Raw genomic sequence first — 16928 nt, 5'->3', positions numbered from 1 at the left:
GCTCTCATGATCAAAAAACTGCTTCCCGTGATCTTTCTGATCATTGGCACGAGCGCCGGCATCGGCGCCGGGACCTTCCTTGGGTCCGGTGAAACGAAGAAAGAGACCGAGGGGCCTGAAAAGGTTGAAAAGGCGAAAAAGGAAACAAAGGAAAAGCATGCCAAGGATAAGGAGAAAAAGGGTGAGGGCGAAGGCTTCGAATACCTCAAGCTCACCAAGCAATTTGTCGTGCCGATTGTGGAGGATGAGGAGATCTCAGCCCTCGTCACCATGTCCCTGAGCCTTGAGGCAAACTCGGCCATCACCGAAACCTTCTACGCGATCGAGCCAAAGCTGCGGGACGGTTTTCTGCAAGTGCTGTTCGATCACGCCAATACCGGAGGGTTCGACGGTGCTTTCACGCATTCCGACAACCTCGGCACCTTGCGAAAATCTCTGCTTGAGGTGGCGAAGAAGGATCTAGGTGACGATGTCTCCAAGGTCCTGATCATGAGTGTCAGCCGCCAGGATACCTGAGGTCGTCACGGTTTGGGCTGTGACTGCGCGCGTTTCTGTTCGGCCTTGAGGGTGTCATTCAAACGTTCAACGGCTTGTTTGCGCCCAAAGGCCTGACGCAGTTGCTGCATGGCTGCAAGCTTCTGTGCCCGGCATCGCGCCAATTCCATGTTCAATTGCCGCCGTGTCGCGGCCTCCCTCCCATTCCACAAAACATCGGTTCCGGTGATCTGATACCCATCGGTCACCGCACTGTCCTGACGGGTTTGCACGACCTGTGCGTCAAGACGCGCCAACTGAGCCTGCACACGCGCTTCGGCCTCCAACACGGGGCGCAGCTTCTGATATTCGCTTTGATAGACCGCTTCGGTGACCGATTTCAGGGCGGGCAGTTCGTGGCGTTTCATCCAATCTGTCCTTTCGCGCGCTTTCGCATGGCTTCGGCAAAACGGATCGCAGCAGCGACCGGGCGATAGTGTTCTTCGGCGATCTCCTGCCCGATCTCGACGGTCGCGTGAATCGCGCGCGCCGTTGGCGGGTCCGAATGGATGGGAACGCCCGCCTCGCCCGCAGCCGACCGGATCGCGGCGGCTACCTCGTCGACACCCTTGGCCACACAGACGGGGGCCGCCCCAGTCGCCCGGGACCATTTCAAAGCAACCGCGTAGTGGGTCGGGTTCACGATCACGACGTCGGCTTTTGGCACATCGGATATCATCGGATTGGTCGCAATCTCCTGCGCCCGCGCGCGGCGCTGTTGTTTGACATGCGGGTCGCCCTCGGCGTCCTTGTTCTCATCCTGGATTTCCTTGCGCGACATTCGGTTCTTGCGCATGTGTTCGGCATATTGCCAAACGTAGTCGACGACCCCGATCGCAAGTGCGATGGCGATTACAATGAACAGAAAGCGAAACAGCAGGCTCATCATCAGCAAGATCGAGCTATGGGCCGGGGCCGCGCTGGCGGAAACGATCTCGGTCAAGTTGGCCTTTAGAAACAAGGTCAGACAGGTGCCGTAGATCAGCAATTTGGCAAAGCTCTTGGAGAATTCGAACAGCCCGCCCCGTCCGAACTTGTTTTTGGCGTTGGATAGGAGTGAGATCCGCGAGATCTTGGGTTGCAACTTGGTGGGTGCAAAAATCAACGCGCGCTGGGCGATCAGGCTCAGCAGAACCGCGGCCGCCGGAAGCGCAAACAGAAGGGCCACCGGCAAAAGCGCGCCCTTCAGCATTCCGGCGACCGGCGCTGATGCAGGCCCCGAAGTAACAAGCTGCGCGATGTCATCCGACTGATCGATCAGCACCACAAACAGCGTTCCCATCTGATCGACCGTGAATTTACCGACGGTCAGCAGCGCGATCAGCAACCCGGTATAGGCGGCAACAACGGACAGATCGTTGGACTTTGCAACCTCACCTTTTTCGCGCGCTTTCTGCAGCTTCTGTGGCGTCGGGTCAAAGGACTTGTCGCTGTCGTCATCGGAGCTCATCGACCGGATTCCAGCGGATTCAGGGTGAATGAGAACAACGCATCCGCCCAGACGGATAGGATCAGGGGGGCTCCGGCAAACAGCAGGAACAGCCCGGCAAAGGTGATGGCGGGGGCGCCGACAAAGGCAACCATCAGCTGCGGCATCGCCCTGTTGATGACCCCAAGAGCGAGGTTGTAGATCAAGGAGGCGATCACGAAAGGCGTGGCCAGCGCAAAGGCCAGACCAAAGCTGTGAGCGATCTGTCTGACGCCCCATTGTGATAGGTCAGGGGCCGAGAGGGCCTGGCCCATTGGGAACACCGCGTAGCTGTGGATCAGGAACTCGGCAACCCGGATGTGCAGCCCCATCAGCACTGCAAGGGCCAGCCCGGCCAAGGTCAGGAACATCCCCAACGCGGGGGCCGGGTCGGCGGCCGCGCCTCCCAGAAGCTGAGACAACGATGTCGACTGCGCGGCAATGGACCCGGCGGTCTGCAGGGCCAGCACAAACAGGCGCAGCCCCATGCCAAGAACCATGCCGATCAGAACCTCGGTGCCAACCAGACGCACCACCGGCAGCAGGCCCGGATTGGATTGCGGGGAGGGCACCGCTGGCAGCACGATCAGGGTAAAGGCCACGGCGACCGCAAGCTTGACCCGGACCGGGATGCTGCGTTCGCCAAAAGCGGGCAAGAGGGTGACCAACGCGGACACCCTCAGAAAAACGGCAAACACATGCCACAGCGCCGTGCCGAGTTGTCCCAACAGTTCGGGCGGCAGCGCAATCATGCGGGTACGGTTCCGACCAGGGCTGGGCGTGCCTCGAGCCCGACCTCTTCGAAAGAGAGAACCGGATTGGACACCCCGCGTGCCTGCATGATCGAGCGCAACAGGCGACGCCGGCGGGTCGAGGTCACAACGGCTGGAAACAACCCGCGATCGGCGGATTGTGCGACGCTGTCCACCACACCGTCGGCCAGCTTGTTGAAGAGGTTGGGGGGCAACGCCACGTCCAGCCCGGCGGAGGGGCCGTCGATCTGGTAGCTGGCGAACGTATCCTCCCATTCCGGAGCCAGTTGGATCAGCGGGATTGAGCCATCCTCACGTTTCATCTCGGCCACCAGCTGAAAGCCCAGCCGTTGGCGGACCAGCTCGCAAATGCCTTCGGGCTGGGTGGTGGTCAGGCGCGCTTCGGCCACGCTTTCAAGGATCAGGGCCATGTTGCGGATCGAGACACGCTCATCCAGCAGCAACCTCAAAACCGCGTGCAGCGTATCGATCGGCACCTTGTCGGGGATCAGCTCATCCAGCAACTTGCGGTTCGCCTCGGCCCGGACAGGATCGCTGAGGCGGGTCATTTCCGACAACAGACGGCGCAGAGATTTCAATGTCAGCAGGCGTGAGAAGTTCTGCTTAATGATCTCCAACAGATGGGTCGCCAGAATCTCGGGCGGTGAGACGATGGTGGCCCCGTTCAGGGCGGCATCCTCTTGATCTTTCGGCAGAATCCAGCGTGCGGGGGCACCGTAGACAGGCTCGGTCACGTCATTGCCGTCGGGCAGAAACTCATGCCCGTCCTGCACCAGCGCCAACACCAGATCGGGGTTCAGCACGCCGCGCGCCTGTTCTACGCCCTGCACTTTGATGACATAGGTGCCGGTGGGCAGATCTGCGCGGTCGGTCAAGCGAATTTCGGGCAGGATGAGGCCAAAGGTCGAGGCCACATAAGTCCGCATATTCGCAATGCGCGCGTCCAGCCCGGTTCCAGGGTTTAGCACCATGCTGACAAGGTCGGGAGCGACTTCAAGATGCACGTCGTCCAGATCCAGAATATCGCCAATGGCTTGCGAAACAGGGGTTTCCGTCTCGGATACTGGAGTCTGGGCCTGAAGCGTCTCGGCCTTCTGCTTTTGATGGACCCTGTAGGCCGCGTATCCCAAGACACCCGCGCCCAGCATGAAGGGCAGGAAGGGCAGACCGGGGACGAGGGCGAAGAGAATCATCAACACAGCCACCGTGCCCAGTGCGGCCGGGTGTTTGCCCAGTTGCGAGAAGATGGCGTTGTCGGTCGCGCCCTGCGTACCGCCGCGCGCCAGCAATAGCGCCGAAGCGATAGAGATGATCACCGCCGGTATTTGCGAGACCAGACCATCGCCCACGGTCAGAATGGCGTAGGTTTCAAAGGCAGATGTGACCGGCATGCCATGCACGATCACGCCCATGACCAGTCCCATCACAAGGTTCAGCAGCGTGATCAGCAGCCCGGCAACCGCATCACCTTTGACGAATTTCGACGCACCATCGAGTGAGCCGAAGAAGGTCGTCTCCTGCTGTTCGCGTTCGCGCCGCTCTTTGGCTTGCTGGTGGTCGATGGCCCCGGCGGACATGTCGCTGTCGATGGCCAGCTGTTTGCCCGGCATTCCGTCCAAAGCAAAACGCGCGCCGACCTCGGCCATCCGCGCGGCGCCCTTGGTGATCACCATGAAATTCACGATCAGCAGGACGCAGAACACTACGAGACCCAGAAAGATACTGCCGCCCATCACGAAATTGGCGAAGCCTTCGATCACGTTGCCCGCCGCATTTGGCCCGGTATGGCCCTGACCGATGATCAGTTTGGTCGATGAGACGTTCAGCGATAGCCGTAGCATCAGTGAAGCCAGAAGGATCGTCGGGAAAGATGAGAAATCCAGTGGACGTTCGATGAACAGGGTCAGGGTGAAAATCAGAATGGCCAGCGCAAAAGAGGCGGCCAGCCCCACATCCAGCACCCAGGCGGGCATTGGCAGGATCATCATCACGATGACGGTCATCAGCGCCAGTGCCAACAGGACGGTGGGCGAGAAAAGGGAGCGGGCGTTTATGGTGGGCACGCTGACCTCCTAGTTGAATGCGATGAAGGCGGTGGCCGCACCCGCCGCCGGAACCAGTGACCCCAGAGACCCACCATTGGATTCAACTGGTTGTACCGGGATCAGCGGGGCTGCTGCGCCGGTAAAAGGGTCCCGTGACGCGACATGAGTTTGCGGCGGAACGGAGCCGTCCAGCTGCGCCAGAACGGTCTGGAACCGATCGCGATAGGCCTCGGCCAAAGCAGGCGCGCGAGAATGATAGGCCCCGGCGGCTGCGGGCCAGGATCCAAGCTCGGTATAGAGGTCTTTGAGAAACCTTGCGGCGTAGGTGGCGTTCTCCTGCGGGTCGAACATCGCATCAATCGAGCGGAAGGCCTTGCCGTGCCAGCGGTAGTTAATTTGAAAGCACCCGATGTCAAAGCTGCGCTTGCCGGCCTTGAAAATCCGGAAAACATAGGTTTTTGCCTCAACCTCGGAGGTGAACCAATAGCCCTGCCCTTCGACATTGATGGTCCAGGGCCAGGGTTGTAGCCGTCCATCATGGGTGCGCCCCGTCTCGACCCGCGATATAGCGCGCAGGACGTCCAGTGGTACGCCTTCGGACAGTGCCGCGCGGCGTGCGGCCTGATCGCAGATATCACCCGCTCGGGCATCTGGCATGGCACGCCCGGCCTGCGCAATCAGCGCAAGCGTCAGCACAACGATAATCGAGACGAAACGATGGGGCATTCTGCCGGTCCGGGATTCGGGTCATTCCGGGCCAAGCTAGCCAGTCATCGGTTTACAGAGGGTTATCGCCCCATCATTTTCGGTCGATCCGACGCCCGAACACGACGCTGGTATTGGTGCGCAGAACACCGGGGATTTTAGCCAATTCATCGACCAGAATATCCAGATCCTCGATCCGGGGGGCCTCGGCGGACAGCAGCAGGTCAAACTCGCCATTGATCGACAGGCAGCGTTTGACCTCGGGGTAGGCCTCAAGCCGTTTGATGATGCGGGTGGTTTCCTTTTGCTGGACCTCAAGCATCACGATCACCTGCACGCGCGGGGTATCATCGGTGGCGTGCAATTGAACGGAATAGCCCGCAATCACGCCACGCTCTTCCATGCGTTTGATCCGCTCATGCACGGTGGTGCGGGCCACACCCAACTTGGCGGCGATATTCGTGGTCGATTCACGGGCATTGTGCTGCAGCGCGGTGATGATGCGGCGGTCGAGCTGATCCATGGGGCCTCCGGCAGGGTCGCTTTGGTGTAGAGCAGAAGCGCCCGCAGGCTCAAGGCTTCTGCGCTGAGGGGGCTTTGTCGGATCGCGGCCAGATGATCAGTGCAGCAGCGATGCCCAAAACAGATACGCAGGTTGTGGTGGTCATGACCACGGTTGCGCCGAAACGGGTCATCAGCCACCCCGATAGCGGATAGAGGACCAACCAGCAGGCATGGGACAGGGTAAACTGGGCGGCAAATACGGCGGGTCGGTCCTCGGGCCGGGCCGAACGGGTCAAAAGGCGGCCCGAGGGGGTCAGGGTCATTGAATAGCCAAAGCCCACGCAGGCCCAGAAGGCCGTGAGCAGCGGTAGGGAGAGTGCTCCGGATGTCATGGCTGCTCCGGCCATGGCAAGTACGCCAAGTGTCGCCCCGGTCAGCATGACCCGACGGTCCTTGAACCGATCTAGCAGAGAGGGAAGTATGAAGGCCGCGATCATCGAGCCGCCGCCGAATCCGGCCAGGGTTATGGCCACGGCGCTTTCGGACAGGCCGAGGTCCGCGCGCACAAGGACCACCGTATTAACGATCACCATTGAGCTGAGCGCGGCTGCAGACCAGCTGAGTGCCAGAAGGCCGCGCAAACGTGTTGTCGATAGATAGATGCGGATGCCGCGCGTTGTCCGGTCGTATATTCCGCGTCGCTCTGCGGGTTTGGGCGAAGGTAAAACAACGGAGACCACCAGCAGGGCGGAGGCAATAAACCCAGCTCCGGTCCCCCAAAACAGCGTGTCAAAGCCGACAAAGACCAACAACGCAGCCGCCAGCATTGGGCTGAGCAGGCTTTCCAGATCATAGGCAAAGCGAGACAAGGACAGCGCGCGCGTGTAGTCCTGTTCATCTGTCAGGACGTCGGGAATCGTGGCCTGAAACGCGGGGGTGAACCCGGCCGAGGCCGATTGGAGCACGAAAATCAGCACATAGACCTGCCAGACCTCGGATACGAAGGGCAGGCACAGTGCGACCGCAGCCCGGATCAGATCCAGTACCACCAGCATCCTGCGCCGGTCGAGCTGTTCTGCAAACGCCGCCGCCAGTGGCGCAATCCCCACATAGGCCACCATCTTGATGGTCAGAGCGGTGCCCAACACCATCCCTGCAGCCTCGCCCGCCAGATCATAGGCCAGCAGGCCCAACGCGATCGTCGCCAGCCCGGTCCCCGTCAACGCAACGACCTGAGCTGCCAGAAGGTGGCGATAGGTGCGGTTTTGCAGGATGCCGAGCATTGGTCAGAGGTACTTTGTGATGGTTTTGAAATCTTCGATGGCCGATCCGTCCTCGGATGTCAGGCAATGGTCGATATGATCGTGGATCAGAACCCGTTTGGCATTGGTGATTGCTTTTTCGACGGCGAACAGTTGCTGGGCAACGTCGGAGCAGGGCGCGTGATCTTCGAGCATGGCAATGACTTTCGCCAGATGCCCATGCGCCCTCTTCAGGCGGGCGGTGATTTGCGGGTGCGATTCATGCGTGTGATTGGTCATGATATATCCATATCCCCCCCATGGGGATAATATCAAGCCCATCCAGCGACAGAATGCCCGGCTACAGGCTCAGCGTTGAGTTTGCCGGATAAACCGCCTATCTCGGGGTCGAGACCGCACAAAGGAAACCTCTGTGGCAAACCACCTGTATAAAAACGACCTGCCCGACGGGCTGGACCTTGGGCCGATCGTGGCCATCGACTGTGAAACCATGGGGCTGAATCCGCATCGGGATCGCTTGTGCGTGATCCAGATGTCCGGCGGCGACGGCGACAGCCATATCGTTCAGGTTGAAAAGGGGCAAACCGAGGCTCCGAACCTTTGCGCGATGCTGGAAGACCCCAACGTGCTGAAACTGTTCCATTTCGGGCGTTTCGATATCGCCGCGATGTACCACGCCTTTGGGGCACTGGCCGCACCGGTCTATTGCACCAAGATCGCCAGCCGCCTTGTGCGCACCTATACCGACCGCCACGGGCTGAAAAACCTTTGTCAGGAGTTGATCGGCGTCGATATCTCGAAGCAGCAGCAAATGAGCGATTGGGGCGCCGAGACCCTGTCTGAGGCCCAACTGGAATACGCGGCTTCGGACGTGTTGTACCTGCACCGCTTGCGGGATGAGCTAAACAAACGGCTGGCCCGCGAAGGCCGGACCGAGATGGCGCAGGCCTGTTTTGACTTCCTGCCGATGCGTGCGAAACTCGACCTCGCAGGCTGGCCCGAAACTGATATTTTTGCGCACTCATGACCGATATCGAAGCATTCCTGAAAACCGCCCGTCAGGTTGTCACCGACGAGGCCCGCGCACTAGACGTGCTGGTCGAAAGCCTGAACGAGGATTTTGCCGAAGCGGTGCAGCTGATCCTGCAGGCCAACGGTCGCATCATCATTAGCGGTATCGGCAAGTCGGGCCATATCGGTCACAAGATCGCGGCCACATTGGCCTCGACTGGCACGCCCGCCTATTTCGTCCACCCAGCCGAGGCGAGCCACGGTGATCTGGGCATGGTGTCCAAGGATGATGTGGTTCTGGCGATCTCGAATTCCGGCGAGGCGCCGGAACTGGTCAACCTTCTGGCCTTTACGCGCCGCTTTGGCATTCCGCTGATCGGCCTGTCCAGCAAGCCGGAAAGCACGCTGATGAAACAGGCTGACGTGCATCTGCTGATCCCGTCCATGGGTGAGGCCTGCGGGTTCGGCATGGTGCCCTCGATCTCGACCACGCTGACGTTGGCCATGGGCGATGCGCTGGCGATCGCGCTGATGAAACACCGCGATTTCAAGCCCGAGGACTTCCGCGCCTTCCACCCCGGCGGCAAACTCGGCGCGCAGCTGTCCACGGTGCGCGACCTCATGCATGCCGATCTGCCCGTGGTGCGGTCCGGGACTTCCATGAGCGAGGCGCTGCTGGTCATGAGCCAGAAGAGCTTTGGCGTGGTGGGTGTGACAGATGATGCGGATCGCCTTTTGGGCATCGTCACCGATGGCGATTTGCGCCGCAATATGGACGGGCTTTTAAACAAGACCACGGATGAGGTCATGACCCGCGATCCTCTGACCATCGCACCCAACGCCATGGCGGAAGAGGCCGTGGGCATCATGAACGACCGCAAGATCACATCGCTTTTTGTGGTTGATCCTGACGCGGACGGGCAGGCGCAGGGTCTGCTGCATATCCACGATTGCCTGCGCGTCGGTCTGGGTTAGGGAGTGAAACGGTGGATCGCTATTCCCGCATGGTTCAGTTCCTCAAGGTGCTGTTGCCTCTGACGGCGATTGTCTTGCTGTCCACCGTTTTCCTTCTGTCGCGCAGCATCGAGACTGATGTCTCGGTGCCCTTCTCGCAGGAGGATATCGAAGATCGCTTGGCTGGGCAGGTTATTACGCAACCCAACTACCGCGGCACTACCAAAAAAGGCGAAGAGGTCCAGATTGAGTCGACCAGGGTGGTCCAAGGGTCCGAGGGCGAAGAGCCGACGGCATCGCAGTTTCGTGGGCGTTTCGGGATGCTGAACGGCGGTGAGATCAAGTTGGATTCCAACTCGGGCCTGATCCGGCCCGACAAGGGGACGGCGACTTTTGTTGGCGATGTGGTGATTACCACCTCGGACGGCATTCAGGTCACGACCGACCTTTTGAATACATCGCTGGAAGAAATACGTGGCGACACTCCCGGTCAGGTCGATGGCACCGGCGTCATCGGAACATTCTCTGCCGGTCGTATGCAATTTGGCACTGAAAAAAAGGACGGACCGGTCCATATTCTTTTTACAGACGGCGTGAAGTTGGTATATGAGCCAACAAAAGCAGAAAGATAACCTGTGATCTATTTTCGATTTCTCTTTGTTTGCATGGCTCTGTTGATGGGCCCGGTTTCTGCCATCGCACAGGAAGCGCAGGTTGCATTCGGTTCGGTCAAGGCCGACCCCAGCCTGCCGGTCGAGGTGACCTCGGACTCATTGAACGTCAATCAAGAGGATGGATCGGCCGAGTTTCTCGGCAATGTGATCGTGATTCAGGGGGAAATGCGCCTGTCGGCTGAGCGGGTTCTGGTGATCTACAGTCAGGACCGCTCATCCATTGAACGGATGGAAGCGACCGAGAATGTCGTTCTGGTCAGCCCTCCGGATGCCGCCGAAGGGGATCAGGCGGAATACACCATCGACACAGGTGTGATCGTGATGAAGGGCAACGTGCTGCTGACACAGGGGCCCAGCACGATCAGCGGCGACCAGATGGTTGCGAACCTGACCTCGGGCACCGCAACGATGACGGGCCGCGTCAAAACCATTCTTCAGCAGGGTGGCGGAAACTGATGGCTGCCCCAACCTTGTCTGTCGCGGAAGGAAGCGCAGGTCTGCGCATCGAGAAACTGCGCAAATCCTATCGGAAAAAAACTGTGATCCGGGATGTGTCCATGACGCTCGACCGGTCCGAAGTAGTCGCACTGCTGGGTCCGAACGGGTCGGGTAAGACGACGACCTTTTACTCCGTCGCCGGGCTGGTTTTCCCCGAAGCCGGTAAGGTCACGATAGACGGGCAGAATGTCACGACGCTGCCGATGTATCGCCGCGCTCGTCTTGGGATCGGCTATCTTCCGCAGGAGATGTCGATTTTTCGCGGCATGAGCGTCGAGGACAATATCGCCTCGGTTCTGGATATCACCGTCAAGCACGCCCATCGCCGGAAAGAGCGGTTGGAGGAGCTGCTGTCGGATTTCTCGATCGAACACCTGCGCCGCGCGCCCGCGCTTGCCCTGTCCGGTGGTGAGCGGCGCCGGGTAGAGATCGCGCGCTGTCTGGCCGCCGATCCGAAATATCTGCTGCTCGACGAACCCTTTGCGGGCGTTGACCCGATCAGTGTGGGGGATATCAGGCATCTGGTGGCTGATCTGAAGAAGCGTGGGATCGGCGTGTTGATCACCGATCACAACGTACGCGAAACGCTCGAGATCGTGGATCGCGCCTATATCCTGCATGACGGGCAGGTTCTGATGTCAGGTACACCTGACGAGGTCGTTGAGAACGAAAACGTGCGCCGGGTTTATCTGGGCGAAAACTTCCGTATTTCATAGGGTTGGGCGATTTTTCGCCGGACGCTTAGCGGAAATCGCGTATATACACCTCTGTTTTGATTGACTCTTCCGCCGCCTCTTGTCTCAATTGGGGTATGGCATTTATTCGGTTCCAGTCTGGATCTCGATACCCCTTCGCTGAAGGGCTGGGACGGCAGCAACCGATCAAAATGTCGATATCCCCCACCCGATAAAAACAAGCATGTTGCGTGACGCAACGTCAGAATGGGTGTGAATTGTGAAGGAGATCACATGCGTTACCAAATCAGCGGAAAACAGATCGACATCGGTGCGGCCCTGCAGACCCACGTGCAGACCGAACTGGGCGAAGTTGTTGGCAAATATGCCCAGCGCCCGACCGACGCCAATGTCGTCTTTTCCCGTTCGGCGCATGAATATGTATGCGAAACTACAGTACATTTATCTACCGGCCTGACCGCTCAGGCCAAGGCCCACGCAACCGAGATCTATGCAGCGTTCGAGGCATGCTGTGACAAGATGGAAACACAGTTGCGCCGCTACAAGCGCCGCCTGAAGGACCATCACAAGGATCGTTCTGAGCCTGTTGAACTCTTTGGGGCGTCCTCTTATATCCTCGCCTCTGACGAATCGAACACGGCAGATGAACCCGAATCGCTACAGCCCATGATTGTGGCTGAGATGGAAACAAAGATCCCATCGCTCAGCGTTGGTGAGGCCGTAATGCAAATGGAACTTGCCGGAGCGCCGGTGTTAGTGTTCCGGAATGAGAACAAGGATGGGTTGAATGTCGTGTATCGTCGCGATGACGGCAATATCGGCTGGATTGATCCTTAAACAGGCAAGTTGAGAGAGATCGGCCTTAGCACGCAAAGGCCGCTATGGAGCATGATCATGGAGCTTTCGAGCATTCTCAAGCCCGAAGCAGTACGTGTGTTATCTGCCGCGTCTAGCAAGAAGCGGCTGTTTCAGGAAATCGGCGACGTCGCTGCCGGTGCTTTGGACCTGGATACCCAGGTCGTCGTGGAATGCCTGCTGGAGCGCGAAAGCCTCGGCCCCACGGGTGTGGGTCATGGCGTGGCATTGCCACATGCGCGGCTGGGCGGGATTGAGTCGGTCTCGGGCGTTTTTGTGATGCTTGAAAAGCCGATCGACTTTAGTGCAGTTGACCGCCAGCCGGTGGATATCGCCTTTGCGCTGTTTGCGCCCGAAGAGGCGGGTGTGGATCACCTCAAGGCTTTGGCACTGGTGTCGCGCACCCTGCGTGACAGCGCTGTTTGCGCCAAGCTTCGGGCGAACCCCGATCCGGTCAAGCTATACGCGATCCTGACCGAAGCGCAGTCCATGCAAGCCGCTTAAATCCTAGTGAAATTACAAAAAGCCCGCGAAAACCGCGGGCTTTTTTTGTTTTTTGGAAGGGGTGGGGTGTTAGCCTCCGGTTCCCATTTCCAGCGTCCACCAGATCTTACCGCCGTTTTCCTGATGCCAAGCAAAGCCCATCTGGGTGGCCTTTGGGTCCAGGATCACGGAACGGGGGCCGGGTTCCTGCATCCACGCGGCCAGTGTCTCGGTTTCCGTCTCATAGGTTTCCGAGATCGCCTCACCCAGGAATGTCCCGAAATAGCCCACGCGTGCCGCGCGGTCGATCGGGGAAGAGCCATCCGATCCGAAATGCCAGGGGCGATTCTGCCGGGCCATATCCTTGGAATGCGTCGCGGCCGCCGCGTTCAACTGAGAGTTCAGTTGTACGGACTGCAAGCCCTGCGCCTGCCGCAGCGCATTCACCGAATCGAGCATGCGGAACTGCAGCTTCTCGGGGTTGCCACGGATTTTGTAAACTGAGGGCAAGGGGCGACCGTCGGCACCTAGCGCCGTGGTGCTCGTGTCGGTACATGCCGCCAAGGCGACAAGGCAAATCAACAGAAAAGAAAAGATACGCGTCATGATCGACCTGATTATTGTGTCGCTAACGGGCATAACGCGCTAGGCTGTCTTGAGCAAACGCACAATGACCATACCCTGCATGATTATGCCGGTTTGGTTTGCGACTGAAGCATTCTGGCAATAAAATGGGCCAGATTTTCCATTTCGCCATAACGAAGGACCTTTTGTCATGGTCAAAAAGCACATTCCTCTTTCGACCCGCCGGGGGTTTCTGGCCGGAGCCTCGTCTCTGCTGGCCGCGCCTGCGATCGCGCAGTACATCCCGGGCGACCCGCTGCGACCTGCACCTGAACCCGAAGCGCCGGTCCGGCGTAATGTCTCGGGATTCCGCGCTCAGGACTGGCGGCCTTATTTCTCGAACACCAGAAACGGGGCCATTCTGGTCGATACCACGTCACGAGCGCTGCATTATTGGTCAAGTGATCAATCTGTATACAAACTCTACCCCTCTTCGGTTCCGTTGACCGAGGAAATGACCCGTCGCGGGCGCACCAGCGTCATTCGCAAGGTTGAGGGGCCAAGCTGGTCTCCGACGCCGTCGATGAAGAGACGAAACCCCGAATGGCCCGATTACATCCCGCCCGGCCCCGATAACCCATTGGGAACGCACGCTTTGTATCTGGGGTGGAAGTATTACCGCATACACGGCACCCATGACACGCGCAAGATCGGGCGGAAATCTTCGAACGGCTGCATCGGCCTGTTTAATGAAGACATCGCCGAGCTGTTCTCAATGGCGAAGGTTGGCACGCAAGTGTTGCTAATTTGACGACATTTTCGCTCACCGACTCGATTAATCGGCAAGTTGCAATTGCATTCCAACCGCTTTGCTGATTAGAAAAATATCACGAGGTAAGTCTTAGATGTGCGGTTCCGCGGACTGGAGCCGTGCAGATTCTGGAGGTTAATATGAAAAAACTCGTTCTCGCCGCTGCACTGACCGCTGCTGCTTCGACCGCTTATGCCGGTAACCTGGAAGAGCCGGTTGTTGAGGCACCTGTTGTTGTTGAAGAAACCCAGGGCACGTCGCAGGGCATCATCCTGCCGCTGATCCTGCTGGTTGTAGTTGCCGCAGCTGTTGCAGCAAGCTAATTCGACGAGCAATATCCAGAGAAAAGGCGGTGGAGCTTTCCACCGCCTTTTTTCATGTCCAGTTGTCGGGGCTGGTTAGTCCAGCCAGCCGTTCAGATTGTCTTCGATGATCTTGCCCAAAGCGGCGATATGCGAATCATCGTCATTGAGGCAGGGGATATAGGTGAAGTGTTCACCGCCAGCCTCTTCAAAGCTTTCCTTGATCTCTTCGTTGATCTCTTCCAACGTCTCGATGCAATCGGCCGAGAAGGCCGGCGCAATCACGGCGATGTTCTTTTTGCCTTGCTTCGCCAGATCGGCCACGTGGTCGACTGTATAGGGCTTCAACCATTCCTCAGGGCCAAAGCGCGATTGAAAGGTTGAAACCAGCTGATCGTCCGACCAGCCGAGCCGCTCTTTCAGCAATCTTGAGGTCTTGACGCATTGGCAGTGATAGGGATCGCCCTGTTGCAGATAGCGTTCAGGCATCCCGTGGTAGGAACAGACCAGCACATCCGGTTTGGTCTCCGTCTTGGCATAGGCGCGTTCGACAGATTGGGCCAACGCCTCGATATAGGTGGGTTCGTCGTAATAGGCGGGCACCGTGCGGCTGGCAGGTTGCCATGGTTCCTCCATCAGGCAACGGAAGAACTGGTCATTGGCGGTTGCCGTCGTGGCCCCGGCATAGTGCGGATAGAGCGGGAAGAACAGGATACGGTCGCAGCCTTCCGCCACCATGTTCCGGACCTTGGATTTGGTCGACGGATTGCCGTAGCGCATGCAGAAATCGACCATCACCTGATCGCCATAGCGGGCCTGCATCGCATCGCGCAGCTTGGCGGTCTGGTCCTTGGTGATCGTCATCAGCGGGCTTTCACCCTTGTCGTGATTCCAGATCGACTTGTAGGCTTCGCCCGAGCTGAAGGGGCGCTTTGTCAGGATGATCGCCTGCAGAATCGGCTGCCACTTCCACGCCGGGTAGTCGATCACACGGCGGTCTGAGAGGAACTCGTTCAAATAGCGGCGCATTGGCCAATAGCTGTAGTGATCGGGCGTGCCCAAATTGGCCAGCAGGATGCCCACGCGCCCCATTTTAACCTTGGGGTGGTCGGCTGGTGCATGCACGGGGCGTGTGGCGTCAAACATTTGGGTCTTCCTGCATTTTCTAGGTCTGGCCTGAGATAAGGGGAAATGTCCGGTCGTCAATCGGACAGTTTGCCTTCATCGGTACCAAGGGCTTCGGCAAGGCGCATCCGGGCGGATCCGGGGCGCAGCGGTTTGGGTTGGCTGTCGTCGGGCGACCAGCCGGTTAGGCAGATCAGCTCGAACGTGGCGGGCAGGCGGCCTTGAGGCGTCGCGAAGTGTTCTGCGTAGATGCTCTGCGCGCGTTCGAACACCTTGCGGCGGGTCGGGGATTTCAATCGGTTGGTCAGCACGTTGGTCTCGGCCATCGCGCGCAGGTCCTGCATCAGATGGCTCAAGTCTCGATATTCCGCCGTCACAGGCACCGCATCCGCCACTGGCAGCGCCAACCCCGTGCGTTGCAGCAGAGCGCCTAGATCCCGCAGCTCTCCCATCGGAGCGATTCGGGGGCTGAGGCCACCAGTCACCTCAATCTCGGCCTGCCCGAGGGCCGCACGCAGCTGATGCAGGGTCTCTCCGCCCAGACAGACGGTCAGAAGCAACCCGTCCGGGCGTAAGGCGCGGTGACATTGGATCAGCTGGCCGACAGGGTCATTGGCCCAATGCAGGGCCATCGCATGAACCACCAGATCATGCGTGCCGGGCTTGAGCGCCAGCGTTTCCTCATCCGCCACGAGTGTCGCGCTGGGCAGGGCATCCTGCCAGATATGCGCAAACGGGGTCACAATCGCGGGCGCTGTAAAGGTTCTGTTAACCATGCTCAGCCGATCCTGCACCTCGTCGACAGCGGCGCGGTGCAGGAACAGGGCCTCATCCTTAGCCCGCGCGCGGCGGTGGCGCAGGGTGGCTCGGTCGAACAGAGAGGGTGCATTGGACGCAGGGATTTTCATACCCCGCAGGTATCGCATTTGGCCCCGAGTTCAAACAGCGTTGCACCTGATCTATCCCCCGCGATGTATGAGCTGCGGAGAGCTGACCGAATCCGACTTTGGCCTGTGTGCCACATGTTGGCGGGACACGCCGTTCATCGGCGGCACGGTCTGCGACAGTTGCGGCATGCGCGTCCCCGGAGAACGGGACGGCTTTCGGATCGACTGTGACGATTGCAGAAAAACGCCACGCCCTTGGAAGGACGGGCGCGCGGCGTTGCTGTACAAGGGGCGGGCGAAATCCCTGATCCTGGCGTTGAAACATGGCGACCGCCCCGAGCTGGCCAAACCCGCCGCGCGCTGGATGGCGCAGGCGGGCCGAGAGGTTCTGAGGCCCGACATGTTGATCGCGCCGGTTCCGCTGCACTGGTCCCGTCTGGTGAAACGGCGGTATAACCAATCGGCGCTTCTGGCCCAGCATCTCGGGCGCGAGACCGGGTTGGAGGTCTGCCCGGACCTGCTGGTGCGAACGGCGCGCACGCCGGTTCTGGACGGGAAAACGGCTGCCCAACGTGTTGAGGCATTAGATGGGGTCATTGCGCCTCATCCCAAACGGTCTAAGCGTATCGCGGGGCGCGATATCCTGTTGGTGGATGACGTGATGACTTCGGGTGCCACGCTGGCAGCCTGTACGCGGGCATGCCTTGCCGTTGGGGCAAATCATATTTTCGTGTTGGTGCTGGCGCGCGTTGCCAAGGATGCCTAATTCGCACAAGAT

Annotated in this window: 22 protein-coding genes; 11 read left to right on the top strand and 11 right to left on the bottom strand. The window is 59.3% G+C overall.

The window, feature by feature from the left end; all coding sequences use genetic code 11:
- Nucleotides 1-6 precede the first annotated feature (6 nt).
- Nucleotides 7-516 (top strand): flagellar basal body-associated protein FliL, encoded by a 510-nt coding sequence (locus ACR0IP_RS04600; RefSeq protein ID WP_170689414.1) that lies wholly within the window; start codon nt 7-9, stop codon nt 514-516.
- 5 nt (nt 517-521) lie between these two features.
- On the opposite strand, the gene ACR0IP_RS04595 is transcribed toward ACR0IP_RS04600, so the two are convergent.
- The 8 genes from ACR0IP_RS04595 to ACR0IP_RS04560 all read right to left on the bottom strand — a co-directional run bounded on the left by ACR0IP_RS04595 (nt 522) and on the right by ACR0IP_RS04560 (nt 7570).
- Entirely contained in the window at nt 522-902 is a 381-nt protein-coding gene (locus tag ACR0IP_RS04595; protein WP_480524085.1) for a hypothetical protein, read from the bottom strand.
- Complete coding sequence (gene flhB, locus ACR0IP_RS04590) at nt 899-1984, bottom strand: flagellar type III secretion system protein FlhB (RefSeq protein ID WP_480524083.1); 1086 nt, start codon at nt 1982-1984, stop codon at nt 899-901. Before flhB ends, ACR0IP_RS04595 begins: the two co-directional genes overlap by 4 nt.
- Nucleotides 1981-2754 carry a flagellar biosynthetic protein FliR gene (locus tag ACR0IP_RS04585; RefSeq protein WP_480524081.1) on the bottom strand — a complete coding sequence of 258 codons (774 nt, stop codon included), beginning with the start codon at nt 2752-2754 and terminating at the stop codon, nt 1981-1983. The genes flhB and ACR0IP_RS04585 overlap by 4 nt, the downstream gene beginning before the upstream one ends.
- Complete coding sequence (gene flhA / locus ACR0IP_RS04580) at nt 2751-4778, bottom strand: flagellar biosynthesis protein FlhA (RefSeq protein ID WP_480524314.1); 2028 nt, start codon at nt 4776-4778, stop codon at nt 2751-2753. The genes ACR0IP_RS04585 and flhA overlap by 4 nt, the downstream gene beginning before the upstream one ends.
- Before the next feature lie 69 nt (nt 4779-4847).
- Nucleotides 4848-5546 carry a lytic transglycosylase domain-containing protein gene (locus ACR0IP_RS04575; RefSeq protein WP_480524080.1) on the bottom strand — a complete coding sequence of 233 codons (699 nt, stop codon included), beginning with the start codon at nt 5544-5546 and terminating at the stop codon, nt 4848-4850.
- 73 nt (nt 5547-5619) lie between these two features.
- Nucleotides 5620-6048: an Lrp/AsnC family transcriptional regulator gene (locus tag ACR0IP_RS04570; RefSeq protein ID WP_170379949.1), complete on the bottom strand. Its 429-nt coding sequence runs from the start codon at nt 6046-6048 to the stop codon at nt 5620-5622.
- A 49-nt stretch (nt 6049-6097) separates the two neighbouring features.
- Entirely contained in the window at nt 6098-7312 is a 1215-nt protein-coding gene (locus tag ACR0IP_RS04565) for an MFS transporter (protein ID WP_170379950.1), read from the bottom strand.
- A gap of 3 nt (nt 7313-7315) precedes the next feature.
- A complete protein-coding gene (locus tag ACR0IP_RS04560; RefSeq protein WP_170379951.1) occupies nt 7316-7570 on the bottom strand; it encodes a metal-sensing transcriptional repressor in 255 nt (84 codons plus the stop codon).
- 133 nt (nt 7571-7703) lie between these two features.
- Here ACR0IP_RS04560 and ACR0IP_RS04555 point away from each other — a divergent pair, with 133 nt between their 5' ends.
- The 7 genes from ACR0IP_RS04555 to ACR0IP_RS04525 all read left to right on the top strand — a co-directional run bounded on the left by ACR0IP_RS04555 (nt 7704) and on the right by ACR0IP_RS04525 (nt 12482).
- Nucleotides 7704-8318 (top strand): ribonuclease D, encoded by a 615-nt coding sequence (locus ACR0IP_RS04555; RefSeq protein ID WP_170379952.1) that lies wholly within the window; start codon nt 7704-7706, stop codon nt 8316-8318.
- Complete coding sequence (locus tag ACR0IP_RS04550; protein ID WP_170379953.1) at nt 8315-9277, top strand: KpsF/GutQ family sugar-phosphate isomerase; 963 nt, start codon at nt 8315-8317, stop codon at nt 9275-9277. The genes ACR0IP_RS04555 and ACR0IP_RS04550 overlap by 4 nt, the downstream gene beginning before the upstream one ends.
- A gap of 11 nt (nt 9278-9288) precedes the next feature.
- Nucleotides 9289-9888 (top strand): LPS export ABC transporter periplasmic protein LptC, encoded by a 600-nt coding sequence (locus ACR0IP_RS04545; protein WP_170379954.1) that lies wholly within the window; start codon nt 9289-9291, stop codon nt 9886-9888.
- Between the two features lie 45 nt (nt 9889-9933).
- Entirely contained in the window at nt 9934-10386 is a 453-nt protein-coding gene (locus ACR0IP_RS04540; protein ID WP_170491440.1) for an LptA/OstA family protein, read from the top strand.
- Nucleotides 10386-11144: an LPS export ABC transporter ATP-binding protein gene (gene lptB / locus ACR0IP_RS04535; RefSeq protein WP_170379956.1), complete on the top strand. Its 759-nt coding sequence runs from the start codon at nt 10386-10388 to the stop codon at nt 11142-11144. The genes ACR0IP_RS04540 and lptB overlap by 1 nt, the downstream gene beginning before the upstream one ends.
- Nucleotides 11145-11396: 252 nt before the next feature.
- A complete protein-coding gene (gene hpf, locus ACR0IP_RS04530) occupies nt 11397-11960 on the top strand; it encodes a ribosome hibernation-promoting factor, HPF/YfiA family (protein ID WP_170379957.1) in 564 nt (187 codons plus the stop codon).
- Nucleotides 11961-12017: 57 nt separating this feature from the next.
- Nucleotides 12018-12482: a PTS sugar transporter subunit IIA gene (locus ACR0IP_RS04525; RefSeq protein ID WP_480524075.1), complete on the top strand. Its 465-nt coding sequence runs from the start codon at nt 12018-12020 to the stop codon at nt 12480-12482.
- A gap of 69 nt (nt 12483-12551) precedes the next feature.
- Here ACR0IP_RS04525 and dalA read toward each other — a convergent pair whose 3' ends face one another.
- Nucleotides 12552-13067: a divisome-associated lipoprotein DalA gene (dalA, locus tag ACR0IP_RS04520; RefSeq protein WP_170379959.1), complete on the bottom strand. Its 516-nt coding sequence runs from the start codon at nt 13065-13067 to the stop codon at nt 12552-12554.
- A 169-nt stretch (nt 13068-13236) separates the two neighbouring features.
- Here dalA and ACR0IP_RS04515 point away from each other — a divergent pair, with 169 nt between their 5' ends.
- Together ACR0IP_RS04515 and ACR0IP_RS04510 are read left to right on the top strand one after the other, a co-directional pair.
- Nucleotides 13237-13836 carry a L,D-transpeptidase gene (locus ACR0IP_RS04515; protein WP_170379960.1) on the top strand — a complete coding sequence of 200 codons (600 nt, stop codon included), beginning with the start codon at nt 13237-13239 and terminating at the stop codon, nt 13834-13836.
- A gap of 140 nt (nt 13837-13976) precedes the next feature.
- On the top strand, nt 13977-14159 hold the full coding sequence (locus tag ACR0IP_RS04510; protein ID WP_170379961.1) for a hypothetical protein: 183 nt from the start codon (nt 13977-13979) through the stop codon (nt 14157-14159).
- Nucleotides 14160-14234: 75 nt separating this feature from the next.
- On the opposite strand, the gene hemH is transcribed toward ACR0IP_RS04510, so the two are convergent.
- Entirely contained in the window at nt 14235-15284 is a 1050-nt protein-coding gene (hemH, locus tag ACR0IP_RS04505) for a ferrochelatase (protein ID WP_170689407.1), read from the bottom strand.
- Between the two features lie 56 nt (nt 15285-15340).
- Nucleotides 15341-16171: a class I SAM-dependent methyltransferase gene (locus ACR0IP_RS04500; protein ID WP_480524072.1), complete on the bottom strand. Its 831-nt coding sequence runs from the start codon at nt 16169-16171 to the stop codon at nt 15341-15343.
- On the opposite strand from ACR0IP_RS04500, the gene ACR0IP_RS04495 reads away from it, so the two are divergent.
- On the top strand, nt 16152-16916 hold the full coding sequence (locus ACR0IP_RS04495) for a double zinc ribbon domain-containing protein (protein WP_480524070.1): 765 nt from the start codon (nt 16152-16154) through the stop codon (nt 16914-16916). The genes ACR0IP_RS04500 and ACR0IP_RS04495 overlap by 20 nt on opposite strands.
- Nucleotides 16917-16928 lie beyond the last annotated feature (12 nt).

Source organism: Ruegeria sp. AL11 (assembly GCF_056540865.1).
The sequence above is the reverse complement of the archived record's forward strand: the minus strand, read 5'-3'. Positions and strand labels throughout refer to the sequence as shown.